Genomic DNA, 15,552 nt, shown 5'->3' with positions numbered 1-15,552 from the left:
CATGATCCAAGCCGCTCCCATTGATGCCGTTATGCGCGCCCTGGCCGACCCCACTCGCCGGGCGGTGTTCCAGCGTGTCGTCTCGACCGATGAAATCACCGTCGCCGACCTGACGCACGGCAGCGGCGTCACGCAGGGCGCCATCTCGCAGCATCTGAAAACGCTGAAACTGGCCGGGCTGGTCGCCGAGCGGCCGGAGGGGCGCAAGGTTTACTACCGCGCCGAACCCGAAGGCCTGGCGCCCCTGGCCGACTGGATGAACCACTACAGCGTCTTCTGGAAAGACCGCTTCAGCAATCTCCGCGAACTTTTGAAGGAAATCGACCATGACTGACACGCAGAATATCGTCGTCGAGGAGGTCCTGCCGCACGCACCTGGCGTCATCTGGACGGCGCTGACGACGGGCGAGTTGATGGGGCGCTGGCTGATGCCGGCGTCTGGGTTCGAAGCGGTCAAGGGCAACCGCTTCACTTTCACGACCCGGCCAGCGGGGGCCTGGGACGGGACGATCCAGTGCGAAATCCTGGAGATCGAACCTCAGTCGCGTCTGGTCTATAGCTGGACCTCGGGCCACCCCGACAATGTCGGCTACGGCGCGACCCTGGATACGGTCGTGAGCTGGACACTGGAACCCGCAGGCGCAGGCACGCGCGTCAAGATGATCCACGCCGGCTTTGTCGTGCCGCGCAACGAACTGGCGCTGCAGAATATGGGCGAAGGCTGGCGCAAGATCGTTCCGCGTCTTGGCGAAGTCGTGGTCGGAGGTGCCGCATGAGTCGGGTGTGGAGCGGCGGCTGCGCTTGCGGTGCATTACGTTATGAAATTACCGGCGAACCTATCGTCATGACCGACTGCCAGTGCCTCGATTGCCAAAGCGAAAGCGGCACGGGCCATGCCTCGCACCTGGTCTTTCCAAGCAAGGACGTCACGATCCCCGAAGTGGCAACAGGCTGGGAGATGACCGCCGATAGCGGCAAAAAGAAGACGCGCCATTTCTGCCGGACCTGCGGCTCGCCGGTTTTCATGACCTTTGCCGCGACGCCGGATATCCTGACGGTCCGCGCCGCCAGCCTCGACGAACCGGAGCGCTACCGACCGCAGATGGTGACCTATGCCTCGCGGGGCTGGGCGTGGGATCATCTCGATCCAAACGTGCCGAAGTTCGCGAAGATGCCGGGTTAAAGCTCCTCCCGCTCCTCCCTGTCGCGCAGCGATGGGGAGGGGGACCGCACGATTGAGCGAAGCGAATGAGATGCGGTGGTGGGGCCTATCTCGGTAGAGACAACGCCGCGATGCGTTCTTTGATAAACTCCACCACACCTTCTGCTTCGCTGTCGGCATCCTGCATGATGTAGACGGCAGGAATGCGTAGCGTCGCTATGCCTTTCGTAAGCAGCCAGGCATCGCGTTTTTCATCATAAGCTATTGCTTCGTCCTCAGTATGTTGAGCGCCATCCACTTCGATGGCGAGGAGAGCCTCCGGACAATAGAAGTCGAGCACGAATGACCCAATCGGATGCTGGCGCCTAATTGAGAAGCCGGTTTCAGATCGCGTGCGTAGCCGGAGCCAGAGACGAACCTCAGGCGGAGACATCTGGCGTCGCAGATTGCGCGCCAGTTTGACTTTCGGTTTGGCGTCCATATTTGGAAGGCTACAGCCTAGGGTGGCGGAAAGGCAAGAGGCCCACCGAGGTAGGCCCCACCACCGCATCGCCTTCGCTATCGCTCAGTTGTGCGGTCCCCCTCCCCATGCCTTCGGCACAGGGAGGAGCGGGAGGAGTGACAGCGTTACTCTGCAGGCTCGGCCGGGATATAGACTTCGCTGCCCATATCCTTGAACTTCTGCGACATCTGCGCCATGCCGGTGGCGGCTTCCAGGTCGGCCTTTTCGTTGTCGGTCATGTTGGCGGCGTAGTCGCGCACCTCCTGCGTGATCTTCATCGAGCAGAACTTCGGCCCGCACATCGAACAGAAGTGCGCCGTCTTGTGCGCCTCCTTCGGCAAGGTTTCGTCGTGGAAGGCGCGCGCCGTGTCCGGATCGAGGCCGAGATTGAATTGGTCCTCCCAGCGGAAGTCGAAACGCGCGCGCGACAGGGCATCGTCCCAGGCCCGTGCGGCCGGATGGCCCTTGGCCAGGTCGGCGGCATGAGCGGCGATCTTATAGGTGATCACGCCCGTCTTGACGTCGTTGCGGTCGGGCAGGCCCAGGTGTTCCTTGGGCGTGACGTAGCACAGCATGGCTGTGCCGAACCAGCCGATCATCGCCGCGCCGATGCCCGAGGTAATGTGGTCATAGCCCGGCGCGATATCGGTCGTCAGTGGCCCAAGCGTATAGAAGGGGGCTTCGCCGCACGTCGCCAGTTGCTTGTCCATATTGGCCTTGATCTTGTGCATCGGCACGTGACCCGGGCCTTCAATCATGACCTGGCAGCCCTTCTTCCAGGCGATCTGGGTCAGTTCGCCCAGCGTCTCCAGTTCGGCGAACTGGGCGCGGTCATTGGCGTCGGCGATCGAGCCGGGGCGCAGGCCATCGCCCAAGCTAAAGGTCACATCATACTCACGCATGATGTCGCAGATTTCCTCGAAGTGCGTGTAGAGGAAGTTTTCCTTGTGGTGGGCCAAGCACCACTTGGCCATGATCGAGCCGCCGCGCGAGACGATGCCGGTGACGCGCTTGGCGGTCAGGTGGACATAGGCCAGGCGGACGCCGGCATGGATGGTGAAATAGTCGACGCCCTGCTGGGCCTGTTCGATCAGGGTATCGCGATAGACTTCCCAGGTCAGGTCTTCAGCGACGCCATTGACCTTTTCCAGCGCCTGATAGATCGGCACGGTCCCGATCGGGTTCGGCGAATTGCGCAGGATCCATTCGCGGATATTGTGGATGTTGCGGCCCGTCGACAGGTCCATGACGTTGTCGGCGCCCCAGCGGATGGCCCACACCATCTTGTCGACCTCTTCTTCCATCGACGAGGTGACGGCCGAATTGCCGATATTGGCGTTGATCTTGACCAGGAAGTTGCGGCCGATGATCATCGGTTCGACTTCAGCGTGGTTGATATTGGCCGGGATGACGGCGCGGCCGCGGGCCACTTCGTCGCGGACGAATTCCGGGGTGATGAAGTCGGGGATCGAGGCGCCGAAGTCCTCGCCATCGCGGATGACTTCAGCGTCTTGCTTGCGGCGGATGTCTTCGCGGATAGCGATATATTCCATCTCGGACGTAATGATGCCGGCGCGGGCGTATTCGAGTTGTGTCACCATCTTGCCGGGCTTGCCGCGCATGACGCGCGGCAGGTTCGGGAATTCCGGCGCCAGGCGCTCGGGCGAGACATTGCCGTTGTCTTCCGGCTTGACCTTGCGGCCTTCGATGAATTCGACGTCACCGCGGTCGAGTACGAACTTTTCGCGGACTCGCGGCAGGCCCTTGTCGATCTGCGGCGCGAAGTTTTCTTCAGTGTAGGGGCCGGTCGAATCGTAGAGGCTTACGGGCGGCTCGTTGGCTTCCTTTTGCAGCGCGACTTCGCGGAATGGCACGCGCAGGTCGGGGAAAAGGACGCCGGGTTCATAGACCTTCTTCGAGCCGGGAAACGGCGAGGCTTCGACCTTGATCGGCTGTAAGTCCTTGATGGGCTTGTTCATTGTGTAATCCCTCATGCCACAAAGGGCAGTAAAATGTGAGGGATCATGCGCGTAGATTGCGGGCGCTTTTGAGATAAAGCGTATCCAACTCCCTTCGCCGGCATGACCCGGATCAGGTTCGGCGGGTTTAGAGCACTTTCGCTCCGTCTCAGCCCGCCTCGAACGCGCGGACACCCCGGTGAACTGGGCAGAATCATAGAGACATAGGGAAGACGGTTCAATACGGAATTTGTTCATCCACTTTCTTGCACAAAGTCCCTTCCTATCTTGCCTTGAGGCGCTACATCTGTGGCGACCTTATCAGGAGGATTCCCATGCTCACCGCCGTTCCCAGCACCCATCACCGCCAGTCTGGCGTTGCCGACGACATCGATTTCGAGATCAAGGGCCAGGAGCTTCAATTCGTCGAGATCGAGCTCGATCCAGGTGAGAGCGCCATCGCCGAAGCCGGCGCCATGGTGTGGAAGGATGCGTCTGTCGGCATGACCACCGTCTTTGGCGACGGTTCGGGCCAGAAGCAGGGTTTCATGGGCGCGCTTTTGGGCGCCGGCAAGCGTCTGGTCACTGGCGAAAGCCTGTTCACCACGGTCTTTACGCATAACGGTCACGGCAAGGCGCGTGTCGCTTTTTCCGCGCCGGTGCCGGGCGCCATTCTGCCGCTTAAACTATCGGATGTCGGCGGACGTCTGATTTGCCAGAAGGACTCGTTCCTGGCCGCCGCCAAAGGCGTGTCGCTCGGCATCGCCTTCCAGCAGAAGATCATGACCGGCCTGTTCGGCGGCGAGGGCTTTATCATGCAGAAGCTGGAGGGTGATGGCTGGGTCTTCGTCCAGTTCGGCGGCATGGTCGTCGAGCGGACGCTCCAGCCCGGCGAAGAACTGCATGTCGATACGGGCTGTGTCGCGGCCTTTACCGATACGGTTGATTTCGACCTGATCCAGGCGGGCGGCATCAAGTCGATGCTGTTCGCCGGCGAAGGCGTGTTCTTTGCGCGCCTGCGTGGCCCGGGCAAGGTGTGGATCCAGTCGCTGCCGTTCGCGCGCCTGGCGGGCCGGATGATGGCGGCCGCCGGTGGCGCGGGGCCGTCGCGTGGTGAGGGCTCGATCCTGGGTCAGTTCGGCGACCTGATCGGCGGCAACAACTAAAGGGCTGGTGGCCCCTTCAGTTCGAGCATATTGCCTTCGGGATCGCTGAGATAGATGGAGGGGCCGTCGCCATCGGCGCCGTAGCGCGAGACGACTTCGCCAGCGATGTCGTGGCGTTTGAGGTGGTCGAGAATGGCTGATTCGTCCCATGGTCGGACGCGGAAACAGACGTGGTCGACATTGTGGCCTTCTGCGCCCGGGGCCGCGCCGCCCATGCGCCCGAGCTTGCCATCGACCGGCACCAGGTCGATCAGCGAACTGCCAACCCGCAGCTGATAGAGGCCGGGACCTTCCTGGTATTTTTCGAAGGTGGCGCCCAGCACGTCTTTGTAAAACGCCACCATTGCGTCGAGGTCGCGCACCCGGAAGACCACGTGGTCGATGTCCTGAATCTGTATCATCTGTGATATCTGGCTTCGAAACCGCAGATCAGCAAGTCCAGCCCATCGAGAAAATGCTGCTCAGGAGAGCGGCGGCGATAGTGGCCGAGCGCCGAGGCGGCGACCGGGTAGGGGCGGACCTTTGCATCGAGCGCGGCGGCGGCTTCAGGCGAGGGCGATTCGGCCTGTTCCTCCAGGACGCAGCCCACGACATAGCGCTGGACGGCGATGTTCAGGTTCATGACATCAGCGGCGGAAAAGCCATGTCCGATCATGAAACGGAGCGTGCGGTCCGTCTGTTCGATGTCTTCGTGTTCGGTGTGCGCGCCGGCGTGGACCCGCGCGCCGTCGCGAAAGCTGAGCAGCGCCTTTCTGAAGCTTGTGGCGTGGTCGCGGATGAAGGTTTGCCACGACTGACCCGGGGCGGGCTCGCGATGGGTATGCCCCAGTCTCAGCATGACGGCGTTCATGGCGGTCAGCAGGGCCTGCTTGTTCTTGAAATGCCAGTAAAGCGCCGGTTGCTGGACGTTCAGCCGCTGGGCCAGGCCGCGCGTCGACAGGGCGTCGATGCCGGCTTCGTTCAGCAGGTCGAGCGCGGCGCTGATTATGGCGGTTTTATCGATTTTCATGAACCGGCGGCGGTTTTACAAATGGTCTTACAGAATTTATCGCTGATAAGTAACTTATCACTGATAAATTTAACCGCGAAGCCGGTGTCCAGGCAAGGGGCCAGGCACAACAAAACCGCCCCGGCGATGACCGGGGCGGCGTAATCTGTGGACGAATTGAAACCTATTCGGTCGGTTCGTGTTCCGGCACCCGGATGGTTTGCTTGACCTTGGCCATGTCGCGCGCCAGCTGTTTGGCCTGCTCATCACTGAGGAGGCGGCGCGCCTTGGCGAACATCTCGACCTCTTCTTCCTTCACGTGGTGGGTGACCGCGTGTTTAAGCTCGCCGAACTTTTCCATCCAGCGCGGACCGCCGACCGACTCGTTGATCAGGAAGGTCATCAGGTCGCGGATTTCGTCATGGTCCTCACGCGCCTGGACGATGCGGTCTTCAATATCGGCGCGTTCCGACGCCTCGCGCAGCGCCTTGTAGAAGGTCTGCTCCTCGGCCTCGGCGTGGAGGCTCAGCTCCAGGCGAATCTTGCGGAAGATACGCTCCTGAACGGCGGAAAGGTTGATGGAAAGCAGTTCGTCCATCAGGGCCGCGACATTGCGATGGTCCTGGCGGATATAGTTATAGATGTCCATGACGGGCTCCCAGTATATTTATCCGGTCATGATGCGCGCGCGGGAATGCGATCGAAATGGCAACTGTGCCGTGGGCTGTAAGTTTTGCATAAGGGTCGGAGCGGCGCGAAATTTATATGACTACCGTCGCGCCGTGATTTTTTCCTTACGGGCGCGACTGGCATTGTCGCGTCATGACGACCAACGGCAAGACACCTCCCCGCCAGAAGGCGAAAACGGCCGGCAACGGCGCCAAGCGCAGGCATACCAAGGCGCCTGAAGCCGAGGTTGCTGAGACGTCCAGCAACAGTAAAGGCTGGTTCACCCGCTTTTCGCAGACGACATCGTGCTGGACAGGCAGCCCCGTGGCCTTCTTCCTGGCCGTCATGGTTATTGTCGCCTGGATAGTGACGGGACCGATCTTCAAGTTCTCGGATACCTGGCAACTGGTCATCAATACCGGCACGACCATCGTTACCTTCCTGATGGTTTTCCTGATCCAGAGCTCGCAAAACCGCGATTCCAAGCTGATCCAGCTCAAGCTCGACGAACTGATCCGGGCCGTTGATACGGCCGAAACGGCACTGATCGACATGGACGAGATGAGCGAGGAAGAGCTCAAGGAAGTGCAGGAAAAGTTCAGCCAGGTCGCGGCCGAGGCGCGCGAAGAACTGAAGGAGGTCGCGGCCGGCGAAGAGGTCCGCGAAGCCGCGCCCCCGCGCAAGGTCGCGCTGCACCACTAGAGCGATATGCCAAAAAGTGTGCAGCGGTTTTTGGCAAATATCGCGACAAACAAAAATCTAGAGCATGATGGATTTGATCTAAACGCATCATGCTCTAACTTTTAACGTTTCGGAAATATTGGAAGTATAAGCTGACCTTAACGTCAATTTCTGTCCGTATATGCGGGCGAATGAGGTCCGTTATGTCCGGCGCAGAGCCGCACCATGTTCCGCATGGCTATACCCACCCCAAGGAGCGCCATCACTGGTACTGGTATGGCGGCTTTGCCCTGGCCGGACTGGTTCTGGGCCTGATCTCGTGGGTCTACTGGCAGTACGACCACGGCGCCGGACCTTTGTGCGAAAGCCGGAATGGCGCGGCTGTGACGTCGCCCGGCGGCGCGCACGAACTGCAGATCGTGCGCGTCTCGTGCATGGCGGCCGACGACCGGCAACTGGTCCTCCTGCGCGACGTGAGCGGTGGTTTCGGCAGCGAGCGCATGATCGGCAGCTTTGACGGCGAAGCCAGGCTGCGCCTGCGCTGGCTGTCGGATGAGGAGGCGTTTATTCGCAGGCACGGTGGCCAGATGTGGGCGTTTCAGCCGTCGTGGGATGGCGTCCACGTCACCTATCGCGTTATCGACGGCTAAACCGTGATCCGGCTGTAGAGCCGATAGGTCTCGTCTGAAATGGCCATGAAGGGCTTCAGCACGATCTCGCCGTCGGGGCTTGAGACGCTCCAGGCCTCCAGGCTTTTGCGGGTCGCCTTCAGCCAGGCCGCCGCCGGCATTGGGGCTTCCGATGGGATGCCGGTGGCGCGTGTCGGGAAGAGGGCCAGCGGCCCGGTCATGAGGGCGACCATGTCCGGATGGGCGGCATTGAGCGGCTCCAGGCGCAGGCCCATATCGAAGCTGATTTCGACGACATCGCCCGTTTGCCAGGTGCGCTCCAGCTTCAGGAACTTGCCAGCCGTGATCTTGCCCGACACCGGCTGGCCATTCATGCTGACCGCCGTCGCGGGGCCGCTCCAGGCGGGGATGCGCAGGAAGACGTTGAAGCCCGTGCCAGCCGCCTCGGTGATGACGATCCGGCTGGTATTGGTCAGCGGATATTCGGTCGTCTGGACGAGGCGGAAGGGCTTGCCACCGGCCTGTCCCTTCAGTTCGGAGGCCAGGTAGAGGTTGATATAAAGGTCGTCCTCATCGAACTGGTAGGCGCTGATGCCATAGTCGGCAGCGACTTGGATAAAGGTGCCTGAGCAGCACGGCCACTTTTCGCCGCGGAAGAACTTGGTCGCGGTGTCGCTATAGTCCGAATAGTAGAAGGTGTCGCCGTCTTGTGTCGTCGGCTTGGCGCCAAGCACGGTGTTGTAGAGCATGCGCTCCATGCTGTCGCCGTAGCGGCTGTCCTTGGTGATCCCCAGCAGCGAACGGGTGATCTTGAAGTGGCCATAGGCGCCGCACGGCGTCTCGAACGTGCGATGCGTCTCGGTCAGCATATTGTAGAGCGTGTCGCTGTCGTCCGCGGCGACCAATTCCTCGTTGGGCCCCCAGCCGCCGGTGGCGTAGGACTGTTGCAGGACAAAGTCGAAGCCGTTGATGGCGGCTTTCAGATACTTCTTGTCGCCTGTGACGTACCAGGCCTCGACCGCCGAATTCAGCGCGTTGACGTGGCTGTAGGCGTGTTTGCCCTTCAGCGGGCTGATGCCCTTTGCAAGTGGATCGAACAGGGCCTCGTCCTGGAGGTAGCGGACGGCCAGGTCCTTATAGCGCTCGCCCATGCCCAGCTTCCACGCCTGGAACAGGTGCTCGGGCAGGGTGTAGGGCTCATCCCAGATCTCGGCTTCCTGGGTATAGGGGCGGGCGCGGCGCTCCTCGCGCGTCAGGGCCTTTTCGGGCAGGTAGGGCAGGACAGCGTCGGTGGTGAGATCGAGCGCGGTCTTGGCTTCAGTCACGCCGCAATGATGCCAGGCGTCGATCAGGCCGATGACGACCTTGTCGTAGGTATAGGCGGGTAGGGGATAGCCGTCGTAAAACTTCGGCGAAATGGTCGGGATGTAGTCGGCGACCATGGACGCCACCTTGGCCTTGGTGGCGGCATCACCCGTGATGGCATAGGCGCGCGCCAGGCCTGACATGTACTGGCCAAAGCTGTGGCCGGGAATGTAGCCATGCCAATTAGCGGTGCTCCAGTCGTTCGGATCGATGTGGAAGTCGTCCGATGCATCGTACCATCCACCCATGTCCGCACCCGGCGCCGGCTGGCCTGCGCGGACCCGGAAGGGTTTCAGCAGGCGGTCATTGTCGATACCCATGAACAGGCTGTGCTGATGCGAAAGCTGGGTTTGTAACCGGCCGGGGCCTAGTGCGACCTGGGCGTAGCTCGGCGGTGCAAGTTCAGCTTTGAAGCGCGGAAAGCGGCTTTGTCGGGCGGCGGCTGACACCGGCGTGGCACAGGCGCACAGCAGGGCGGAACCATATTGGAGAAAGCTGCGGCGCGTCGTCATTGGCTGGTCTTCCCGTAATTTTTATATTTGAAATAACAAATAACACCAGCTTGGCGGGTAACGCTACCTATTTGTCGGACGAAATCACCTCGGGTCGGGAATACGTATTCCAATGGCGGAGCCGGCTTTAGCGTGGCAGGGTCGTCCCAACACATAAATACAGGGATTGCGGACATGAACTTCTCATCGATTAGTAGGCGTGTGCGTGCGTGCCTGATGGCTTCGGTCGCAGGTTTGGCAATGGTCGCGTCAGCGCACGCGGCGATCGACGTGTCGCCGGTGCCTGTGACCAATAAAGCCAGCGCCCTGCCGAAAGGCTGGAACAAAAACGCCGCCTTCACCGAGATATTCGTACGCTCCTATCAGGACAGCAACGGCGACGGCATCGGCGACTTCAAGGGGCTGACTTCGCGGCTCGATTATCTGCAAAAGATGGGCGTCACCGGCATCTGGTTGATGCCGATCGGGCCCAGCCAGGACCATGACCATGGCTATGCCCAGAACGATTACCGCGCCATCGATCCACAATACGGCACCATGGCCGACTTTGATGAGTTCCTGGCCGAGGCGCACAAACGCGGCATCGGTGTCATCATCGACTATGTCATCAACCATTCGGGCAGCGGTAACGCGATTTTCCTCGACGCGGCCAAATCGAAGTCGAGCGCCTATCGCGACTGGTATATCTTCGCTGACAGCAATCCCGGCTGGTACGACGAAAAGATGCGCGGCGTTTCCGGCGCCTACTGGACCGATCCGTGGAAGCCGGTGAAGGACGGTGAGGGGCTTTATTACGGCGTCTTTGATACGACAATGCCCGACTGGAACCTACGTAACCCCAAGGTGCTGGCGTACTTAAAAGACAGTATGCGCTTCTGGCTGAACAAGGGCGTGGACGGCTTCCGCCTCGATGCCGTGACCATGTTGCTGGAAGACGGCAAGGCGTCCTATTTCAACAATCCGGGCAATGCCGCCTTGGTCATGGACCTGCGCAAGGCCATGGACGAGTACGACAACCGCTACCTGATCTGCGAGGCGTCGGAAGGCCGCGAGATGTATCTCGACGCCTGTTCGGCCTTTGCCTATGGCGTGCAGCAGCACCTGATCGCCGGCATCAAGAATGGCGTTGTGGCGCCTGAAGTCATCACACTGCTGCAGGACCCAAAGCTGGATATCGCGCCCCTGGCCCTGCAAAGCCATGACTCCTATGTCGGCGATCGGCTGATCAACCAGTTCGGCGTCAATGGCGGCGCCAATTACCGCGTGGCCGCGGCCATATCGATCCTTGTCTCGGCGACGCCGTTTGCCTACTACGGCGAAGAAATCGGCATGAGCAATGGCGGTATCCACAACGATCCAGGCCTGCGCTCGCCGATGAGTTGGACCGGCGACACGAAAACCGCCGGCTTTACGACCGGCAAGCCCTATCGCGACGTGGCGATCAATGTCGCTGGCGTAAACGTGGCGGCCCAGGAAAACGATCCAGATTCGCTGCTGGCCTACTATACCTCACTGTACAAGGTCCGGCAGGCCCATCCGGTGATCGCGACCGGCGCATTCAAGCTGCTGTCGAAGGCCGGTGATCCTTACCTCGCCTTCAGCCGCACCGACAAGAAGGACCAGGCGGTCGTCATCGCCAATGTCTCGACCGAGCCGCAGACGGTCACGATCGACGCCAAGGGCGCTTATCAATATGCGCTGGGCGGGCAGGGGGCGGTGACGCCTTCGGCCGGCAAGCTGTCGGTGACTGTGGCGCCGAAGGCGACTGTGGTTCTTACGGCTGGAAGCGCGCCTCGGAAATAAGCCGGGAACGCAGAAGCTCGAGCGCCGGCCTGTCGCTGCCCTCCTTGAGGACGATATCGTGGCCACCGGCAGTCAGGATAAGTGTGTAATAGGCGTCGCCATCGCTGTCTTTCCGCTGCCGGATTTCCGGCGCGGGAAGGCGGTTGATGGCGAAGCTTTCCACTTGGCGCTTTAAAGGCCAGCGCTGGCGCACATGGACCGTGCCGGTGGTGAAGACGACGTGCGTCAGTGGCTGGCCGAACATGGCCCCTGAGCAGACCACGCCGAACACCCAGAACAGCGCCATCACACCGCGTTCCAGCCACGGATCGAACTGATGGAAGCCGCCGTTGCGGAAGAACAGCCAGGTGAACACCGCGATCCCTGACATCCAGATGCTCATGAATATCCACCCCACCAGGGGCGTCAGGTTCCGGATGATGATCGGTTGCGCAGGATGGCTCACGATGGCAGTCATAGCATTATCTATGCTGCGGATTTGTAAATGTCCGGCTTGACGCAGCCCACCGCGTCCTCTATAGCCCGCCGATCAATTTCGAGGTGGGCCTCAAAAGCCCGCCCTGAGCCGGATATTCGCAGGGGCTGTGTCCCCGCCGTAACCTCCATAGCGCAGGTTGCGGCTTTTGTGTTTGTCTGACTCAGAGCCTCTGAACTGCCAAACGAAACCGAGATCCTCCGGCCAAACGGCACAGGTCTCCCTATCGGTCCTCAAACAGCGGAGCGGTAGGACAACAATAGAAAGTCATCGTTTCGATGCCCACAATCAACCAGCTTCTCCGCAAGCCGCGCCAGGTTCCGGCCAAGCGCAACAAGGTTCCGGCCCTGAAGGGCTGCCCGCAGCGCCGCGGCGTCTGCACCCGCGTCTACACCACCACGCCGAAGAAGCCGAACTCGGCCCTTCGTAAGGTCGCCAAGGTTCGCCTGACCTCGCAGATCGAAGCCGTGTGCTACATCCCCGGCGAAGGTCACAACCTTCAGGAACACTCGGTGGTCCTGATCCGCGGCGGCCGCGTGAAGGACCTTCCGGGCGTCCGTTACCACATCCTGCGCGGCGTGCTCGACACGCAAGGCGTCAAGAACCGCAAGCAGCGCCGTTCGCACTACGGTGCGAAGCGTCCGAAGTAAGGAGCAGATCGAATGTCACGTCGTCACCGCGCAGAGAAGCGCGAAGTTCTGCCCGATCCCAAGTTTGGTGATCTGGTCGTCACCAAGTTCATGAACTACGTCATGTACGAAGGTAAGAAGGCCGTCGCTGAAAACATCATCTACGGCGCCTTCGACATCCTGGAAGCCAAGAAGAAGGATGCGACCGCGATCGAAACCTTCCACTCGGCCCTGGACAATGTCTCGCCGTCGATCGAAGTCCGTTCGCGCCGCGTCGGTGGTGCGACCTATCAGGTCCCCGTCGAAGTCCGTCCGGACCGTCGTCGCGCCCTGGCGATCCGCTGGCTGGTCAACGCCGCGCGCAAGCGTGGTGAGAACACCATGACGGAAAAGCTGGCCGGCGAACTGCTGGACGCGGCCAACAACCGCGGCACCGCCGTCAAGAAGCGTGAAGACACGCACAAGATGGCCGAAGCCAACCGCGCGTTCTCGCACTACCGCTGGTAACAGCCTGCGGTTTGCAGTCGCGAAAAATTTTGCTTTGAGGCGCGGGCGGTTTGAGCTAAACCGCCCGCGACTTTGCATCTGAGACAAGCGTCCTGAGGCTGCAAGGCTCTAGGACTAAATCCATTATCCGTACGTTTTGAGGCTTCCCTATGCCCCGCACACACAAGATCGAAGATTACCGGAATTTCGGTATCATGGCGCACATCGACGCCGGCAAGACCACGACCACCGAGCGCATCCTGTATTATACGGGCAAGAGCCACAAGATCGGCGAAGTCCACGACGGCGCTGCTACCATGGACTGGATGGAGCAGGAGCAGGAACGCGGCATCACAATCACCTCGGCCGCCACGACCGCCTTCTGGCAGGGCAAGCGCCTGAACATCATCGACACCCCGGGCCACGTTGACTTCACCATCGAGGTCGAGCGCAGCTTGCGCGTTCTCGACGGCGCCGTCACCGTTCTCGACGGCAACGCCGGCGTTGAGCCGCAGACCGAAACCGTCTGGCGTCAGGCCGACAAGTACAAGGTGCCGCGCATCGTGTTCGTCAACAAGATGGACAAGATCGGCGCCGATTTCGACAAGTCGGTCCAGTCGATCCGCGACCGCCTGGGCGCCAAGGCTGTGCCGATCCAGTTCCCGATCGGTTCGGAAAACCTGCTGACCGGCCTGGTCGACATCGTCCGCATGACCGGCGTGGTCTGGGACAATGACGGCCTGGGCGCGTCGTACAAGGACGTGCCGATCCCGGCCGACCTGGTCGAAAAGGCCAACGAAGCCCGTCAGTACCTGATCGACAACGCCGTCGAACTCGACGACGAAGCCATGGAAGCTTACCTGGAAGGCAACGAGCCCGACGAAGCGACCATCAAGAAGTGCATCCGCAAGGCCGTTCTGACCGGCGCCTTCTACCCGATCCTCTGCGGTTCGGCGTTCAAGAACAAGGGCGTCCAGACGCTGCTCGACGCCGTCGTTGACTACCTGCCGGCCCCGACCGACATCCCGGCGACCAAGGGCATCGACTACAAGACCGAAGAAGAAGTCACCCGCAAGGCTTCGGACGAAGAGCCCCTGTCGGTTCTGGCGTTCAAGATCATGGACGACCCCTTCGTTGGTTCGCTGACCTTCTGCCGCCTGTACTCGGGCAAGATGGAAGCCGGCATGGGCCTGCTGAACTCGACCCGCGACAAGAAAGAGCGCGTCGGCCGCATGCTGCTGATGCACTCCAACAACCGCGAAGACATCAAGGAAGCCTACGCCGGTGACATCGTCGCCCTGGCCGGCCTGAAGGACACCCGCACCGGCGACACCCTGTGCGACCCGATCAAGTCGCCGGTCATCCTGGAGCGCATGGAGTTCCCGGCCCCGGTTATCGAAATCGCCGTCGAGCCCAAGTCGAAGGCCGACCAGGAAAAGCTGGGCGTCGCCCTGGCCAAGCTGGCGTCCGAAGATCCGTCCTTCACCGTTTCGACCGACCACGAGTCGGGCCAGACGATCCTGAAGGGCATGGGCGAACTGCACCTCGACATCAAGATCGACATCCTGAAGCGCACCTACAAGGTCGAAGCCAACATCGGCGCGCCGCAGGTTGCCTATCGTGAATCGATCACCCGCAAGGCGGAAATCGACTACACCCACAAGAAGCAGACCGGCGGTACCGGCCAGTTCGCCCGCGTCAAGCTGGTGTTCGAACCGGGCGAGCCCGGCACGGGCTTCGTGTTCGAGTCGGCCATCGTCGGCGGCGCCGTCCCGAAGGAATACATCCCGGGCGTCACCAAGGGCCTGGAATCGGCCAAGGAAAACGGTCTGCTGGCCGGCTTCCCGCTGATCGACTTCAAGGCAACCCTGATCGACGGCGCCTTCCACGACGTCGACTCGTCGGTCCTGGCCTTCGAAATCGCCTCTCGCGCCGCCTTCAAGGAACTGCGTGAAAAGGGCGGGCCGAAGCTGCTCGAACCGATCATGAAGGTCGAAGTCGTCACGCCGGAAGAATACCTGGGCTCGGTCATCGGCGACCTCAACGGCCGTCGTGGCATGATCCAGGGCCAAGACATGCGCGGTAACGCCATCGTCGTGGACGCCTTCGTGCCGCTGGCCAACATGTTCGGCTACGTCAACACCCTGCGCGGTATGTCGCAGGGCCGCGCGCAGTTCACCATGGTGTACGACCACTATGAGCCCGTGCCGCAGCACGTCGCCGACGAAGTGATCAAGAAGTACGCCTAAGAGGGCAGCGCACCCCTGAAAACATTGGGATTTCTGTCCCAGGCTTTCGGATAAGGTGCGCGCCTCAAAAAAGGACCTTGGCGCGTAACACAGACTGTGGTACGCGCCGCCAACCCAAAAGATATTCTTTAGTTTCAACCCCTAACCGAATGAAGGTCCGCTCGAAGACGGCGGAAGTGAAAAATGGCCAAGGAAAAATTCAACCGTTCGAAGCCGCACTGCAACATCGGCACCATTGGTCACGTTGACCACGGCAAGACGACGCTGACGGCGGCGAT

General features: G+C 61.0%; 18 protein-coding genes and 1 riboswitch. Of the genes, 11 read left to right on the top strand and 7 right to left on the bottom strand.

Annotated elements, in window-relative coordinates; all coding sequences use genetic code 11:
* Position 1 precedes the first annotated feature (1 nt).
* Genes J2X24_RS19635 through J2X24_RS19625 form a run of 3 tightly spaced genes read left to right on the top strand, consistent with a single transcriptional unit; the run spans position 2 to position 1,183 of the window.
* On the top strand, positions 2–334 hold the full coding sequence (locus tag J2X24_RS19635; RefSeq protein WP_209725269.1) for an ArsR/SmtB family transcription factor: 333 nt from the start codon (positions 2–4) through the stop codon (positions 332–334).
* Positions 327–776, top strand: a complete 450-nt coding sequence (locus tag J2X24_RS19630) for an SRPBCC family protein (protein WP_209725267.1) — start codon at positions 327–329, stop codon at positions 774–776. The genes J2X24_RS19635 and J2X24_RS19630 overlap by 8 nt, the downstream gene beginning before the upstream one ends.
* Positions 773–1,183 carry a GFA family protein gene (locus J2X24_RS19625; protein WP_209725265.1) on the top strand — a complete coding sequence of 137 codons (411 nt, stop codon included), beginning with the start codon at positions 773–775 and terminating at the stop codon, positions 1,181–1,183. The genes J2X24_RS19630 and J2X24_RS19625 overlap by 4 nt, the downstream gene beginning before the upstream one ends.
* An 85-nt stretch (positions 1,184–1,268) precedes the next feature.
* Here the strand turns inward: J2X24_RS19625 and J2X24_RS19620 are convergent, their stop codons facing one another.
* On the bottom strand, positions 1,269–1,643 hold the full coding sequence (locus J2X24_RS19620) for an endonuclease domain-containing protein (protein WP_209725263.1): 375 nt from the start codon (positions 1,641–1,643) through the stop codon (positions 1,269–1,271).
* 146 nt (positions 1,644–1,789) lie between these two features.
* The gene (gene thiC / locus J2X24_RS19615) at positions 1,790–3,643 is read right to left on the bottom strand and encodes a phosphomethylpyrimidine synthase ThiC (RefSeq protein WP_209725261.1); all 1,854 of its coding nucleotides are present in this window, start codon (positions 3,641–3,643) and stop codon (positions 1,790–1,792) included.
* A gap of 72 nt (positions 3,644–3,715) precedes the next feature.
* Positions 3,716–3,831, bottom strand: a riboswitch (TPP riboswitch).
* 126 nt (positions 3,832–3,957) lie between these two features.
* Here thiC and J2X24_RS19610 point away from each other — a divergent pair.
* On the top strand, positions 3,958–4,788 hold the full coding sequence (locus J2X24_RS19610) for a TIGR00266 family protein (protein WP_209725259.1): 831 nt from the start codon (positions 3,958–3,960) through the stop codon (positions 4,786–4,788).
* Here the strand turns inward: J2X24_RS19610 and J2X24_RS19605 are convergent.
* From J2X24_RS19605 to J2X24_RS19595, 3 genes are all read right to left on the bottom strand, one after another.
* On the bottom strand, positions 4,785–5,189 hold the full coding sequence (locus J2X24_RS19605) for a VOC family protein (protein WP_209725257.1): 405 nt from the start codon (positions 5,187–5,189) through the stop codon (positions 4,785–4,787). The genes J2X24_RS19610 and J2X24_RS19605 overlap by 4 nt on opposite strands.
* Positions 5,186–5,797 carry a TetR/AcrR family transcriptional regulator C-terminal domain-containing protein gene (locus tag J2X24_RS19600; RefSeq protein ID WP_209725255.1) on the bottom strand — a complete coding sequence of 204 codons (612 nt, stop codon included), beginning with the start codon at positions 5,795–5,797 and terminating at the stop codon, positions 5,186–5,188. The genes J2X24_RS19605 and J2X24_RS19600 overlap by 4 nt, the downstream gene beginning before the upstream one ends.
* A 163-nt stretch (positions 5,798–5,960) precedes the next feature.
* Positions 5,961–6,425: a hemerythrin domain-containing protein gene (locus J2X24_RS19595; protein ID WP_209725253.1), complete on the bottom strand. Its 465-nt coding sequence runs from the start codon at positions 6,423–6,425 to the stop codon at positions 5,961–5,963.
* Between the two features lie 173 nt (positions 6,426–6,598).
* On the opposite strand from J2X24_RS19595, the gene J2X24_RS19590 reads away from it, so the two are divergent.
* Positions 6,599–7,147 (top strand): low affinity iron permease family protein, encoded by a 549-nt coding sequence (locus J2X24_RS19590; RefSeq protein ID WP_209725251.1) that lies wholly within the window; start codon positions 6,599–6,601, stop codon positions 7,145–7,147.
* Positions 7,148–7,329: 182 nt separating this feature from the next.
* Positions 7,330–7,776, top strand: coding sequence for a hypothetical protein (locus J2X24_RS19585; protein WP_209725249.1), 447 nt, complete (start codon positions 7,330–7,332; stop codon positions 7,774–7,776).
* On the opposite strand, the gene J2X24_RS19580 is transcribed toward J2X24_RS19585, so the two are convergent.
* Positions 7,773–9,632 (bottom strand): beta-L-arabinofuranosidase domain-containing protein, encoded by a 1,860-nt coding sequence (locus tag J2X24_RS19580; protein ID WP_209725247.1) that lies wholly within the window; start codon positions 9,630–9,632, stop codon positions 7,773–7,775. The two genes, J2X24_RS19585 and J2X24_RS19580, sit on opposite strands and share 4 nt — an antisense overlap.
* 216 nt (positions 9,633–9,848) lie before the next feature.
* On the opposite strand from J2X24_RS19580, the gene J2X24_RS19575 reads away from it, so the two are divergent.
* Positions 9,849–11,435 carry an alpha-amylase family glycosyl hydrolase gene (locus tag J2X24_RS19575; protein ID WP_245344972.1) on the top strand — a complete coding sequence of 529 codons (1,587 nt, stop codon included), beginning with the start codon at positions 9,849–9,851 and terminating at the stop codon, positions 11,433–11,435.
* Here J2X24_RS19575 and J2X24_RS19570 read toward each other — a convergent pair.
* Positions 11,407–11,892, bottom strand: a complete 486-nt coding sequence (locus J2X24_RS19570; RefSeq protein ID WP_209725243.1) for a hypothetical protein — start codon at positions 11,890–11,892, stop codon at positions 11,407–11,409. The two genes, J2X24_RS19575 and J2X24_RS19570, sit on opposite strands and share 29 nt — an antisense overlap.
* Positions 11,893–12,188: 296 nt before the next feature.
* Here J2X24_RS19570 and rpsL point away from each other — a divergent pair, with 296 nt between their 5' ends.
* The 4 genes from rpsL to J2X24_RS19550 all read left to right on the top strand — a co-directional run.
* On the top strand, positions 12,189–12,560 hold the full coding sequence (gene rpsL, locus J2X24_RS19565) for a 30S ribosomal protein S12 (protein WP_192622442.1): 372 nt from the start codon (positions 12,189–12,191) through the stop codon (positions 12,558–12,560).
* 12 nt (positions 12,561–12,572) lie between these two features.
* Positions 12,573–13,046, top strand: coding sequence for a 30S ribosomal protein S7 (gene rpsG, locus J2X24_RS19560; RefSeq protein WP_209725241.1), 474 nt, complete (start codon positions 12,573–12,575; stop codon positions 13,044–13,046).
* Positions 13,047–13,195: 149 nt separating this feature from the next.
* A complete protein-coding gene (fusA, locus tag J2X24_RS19555) occupies positions 13,196–15,274 on the top strand; it encodes an elongation factor G (RefSeq protein WP_209725239.1) in 2,079 nt (692 codons plus the stop codon).
* Positions 15,275–15,457: 183 nt separating this feature from the next.
* On the top strand, positions 15,458–15,552 hold a 95-nt coding region (locus J2X24_RS19550), incomplete at its 3' end, for a GTP-binding protein (protein ID WP_192621559.1).

The organism is Asticcacaulis solisilvae (assembly GCF_017875235.1).
GTDB lineage: Bacteria > Pseudomonadota > Alphaproteobacteria > Caulobacterales > Caulobacteraceae > Asticcacaulis > Asticcacaulis solisilvae_A.
The sequence above is the reverse complement of the archived record's forward strand: the minus strand, read 5'-3'. Positions and strand labels throughout refer to the sequence as shown.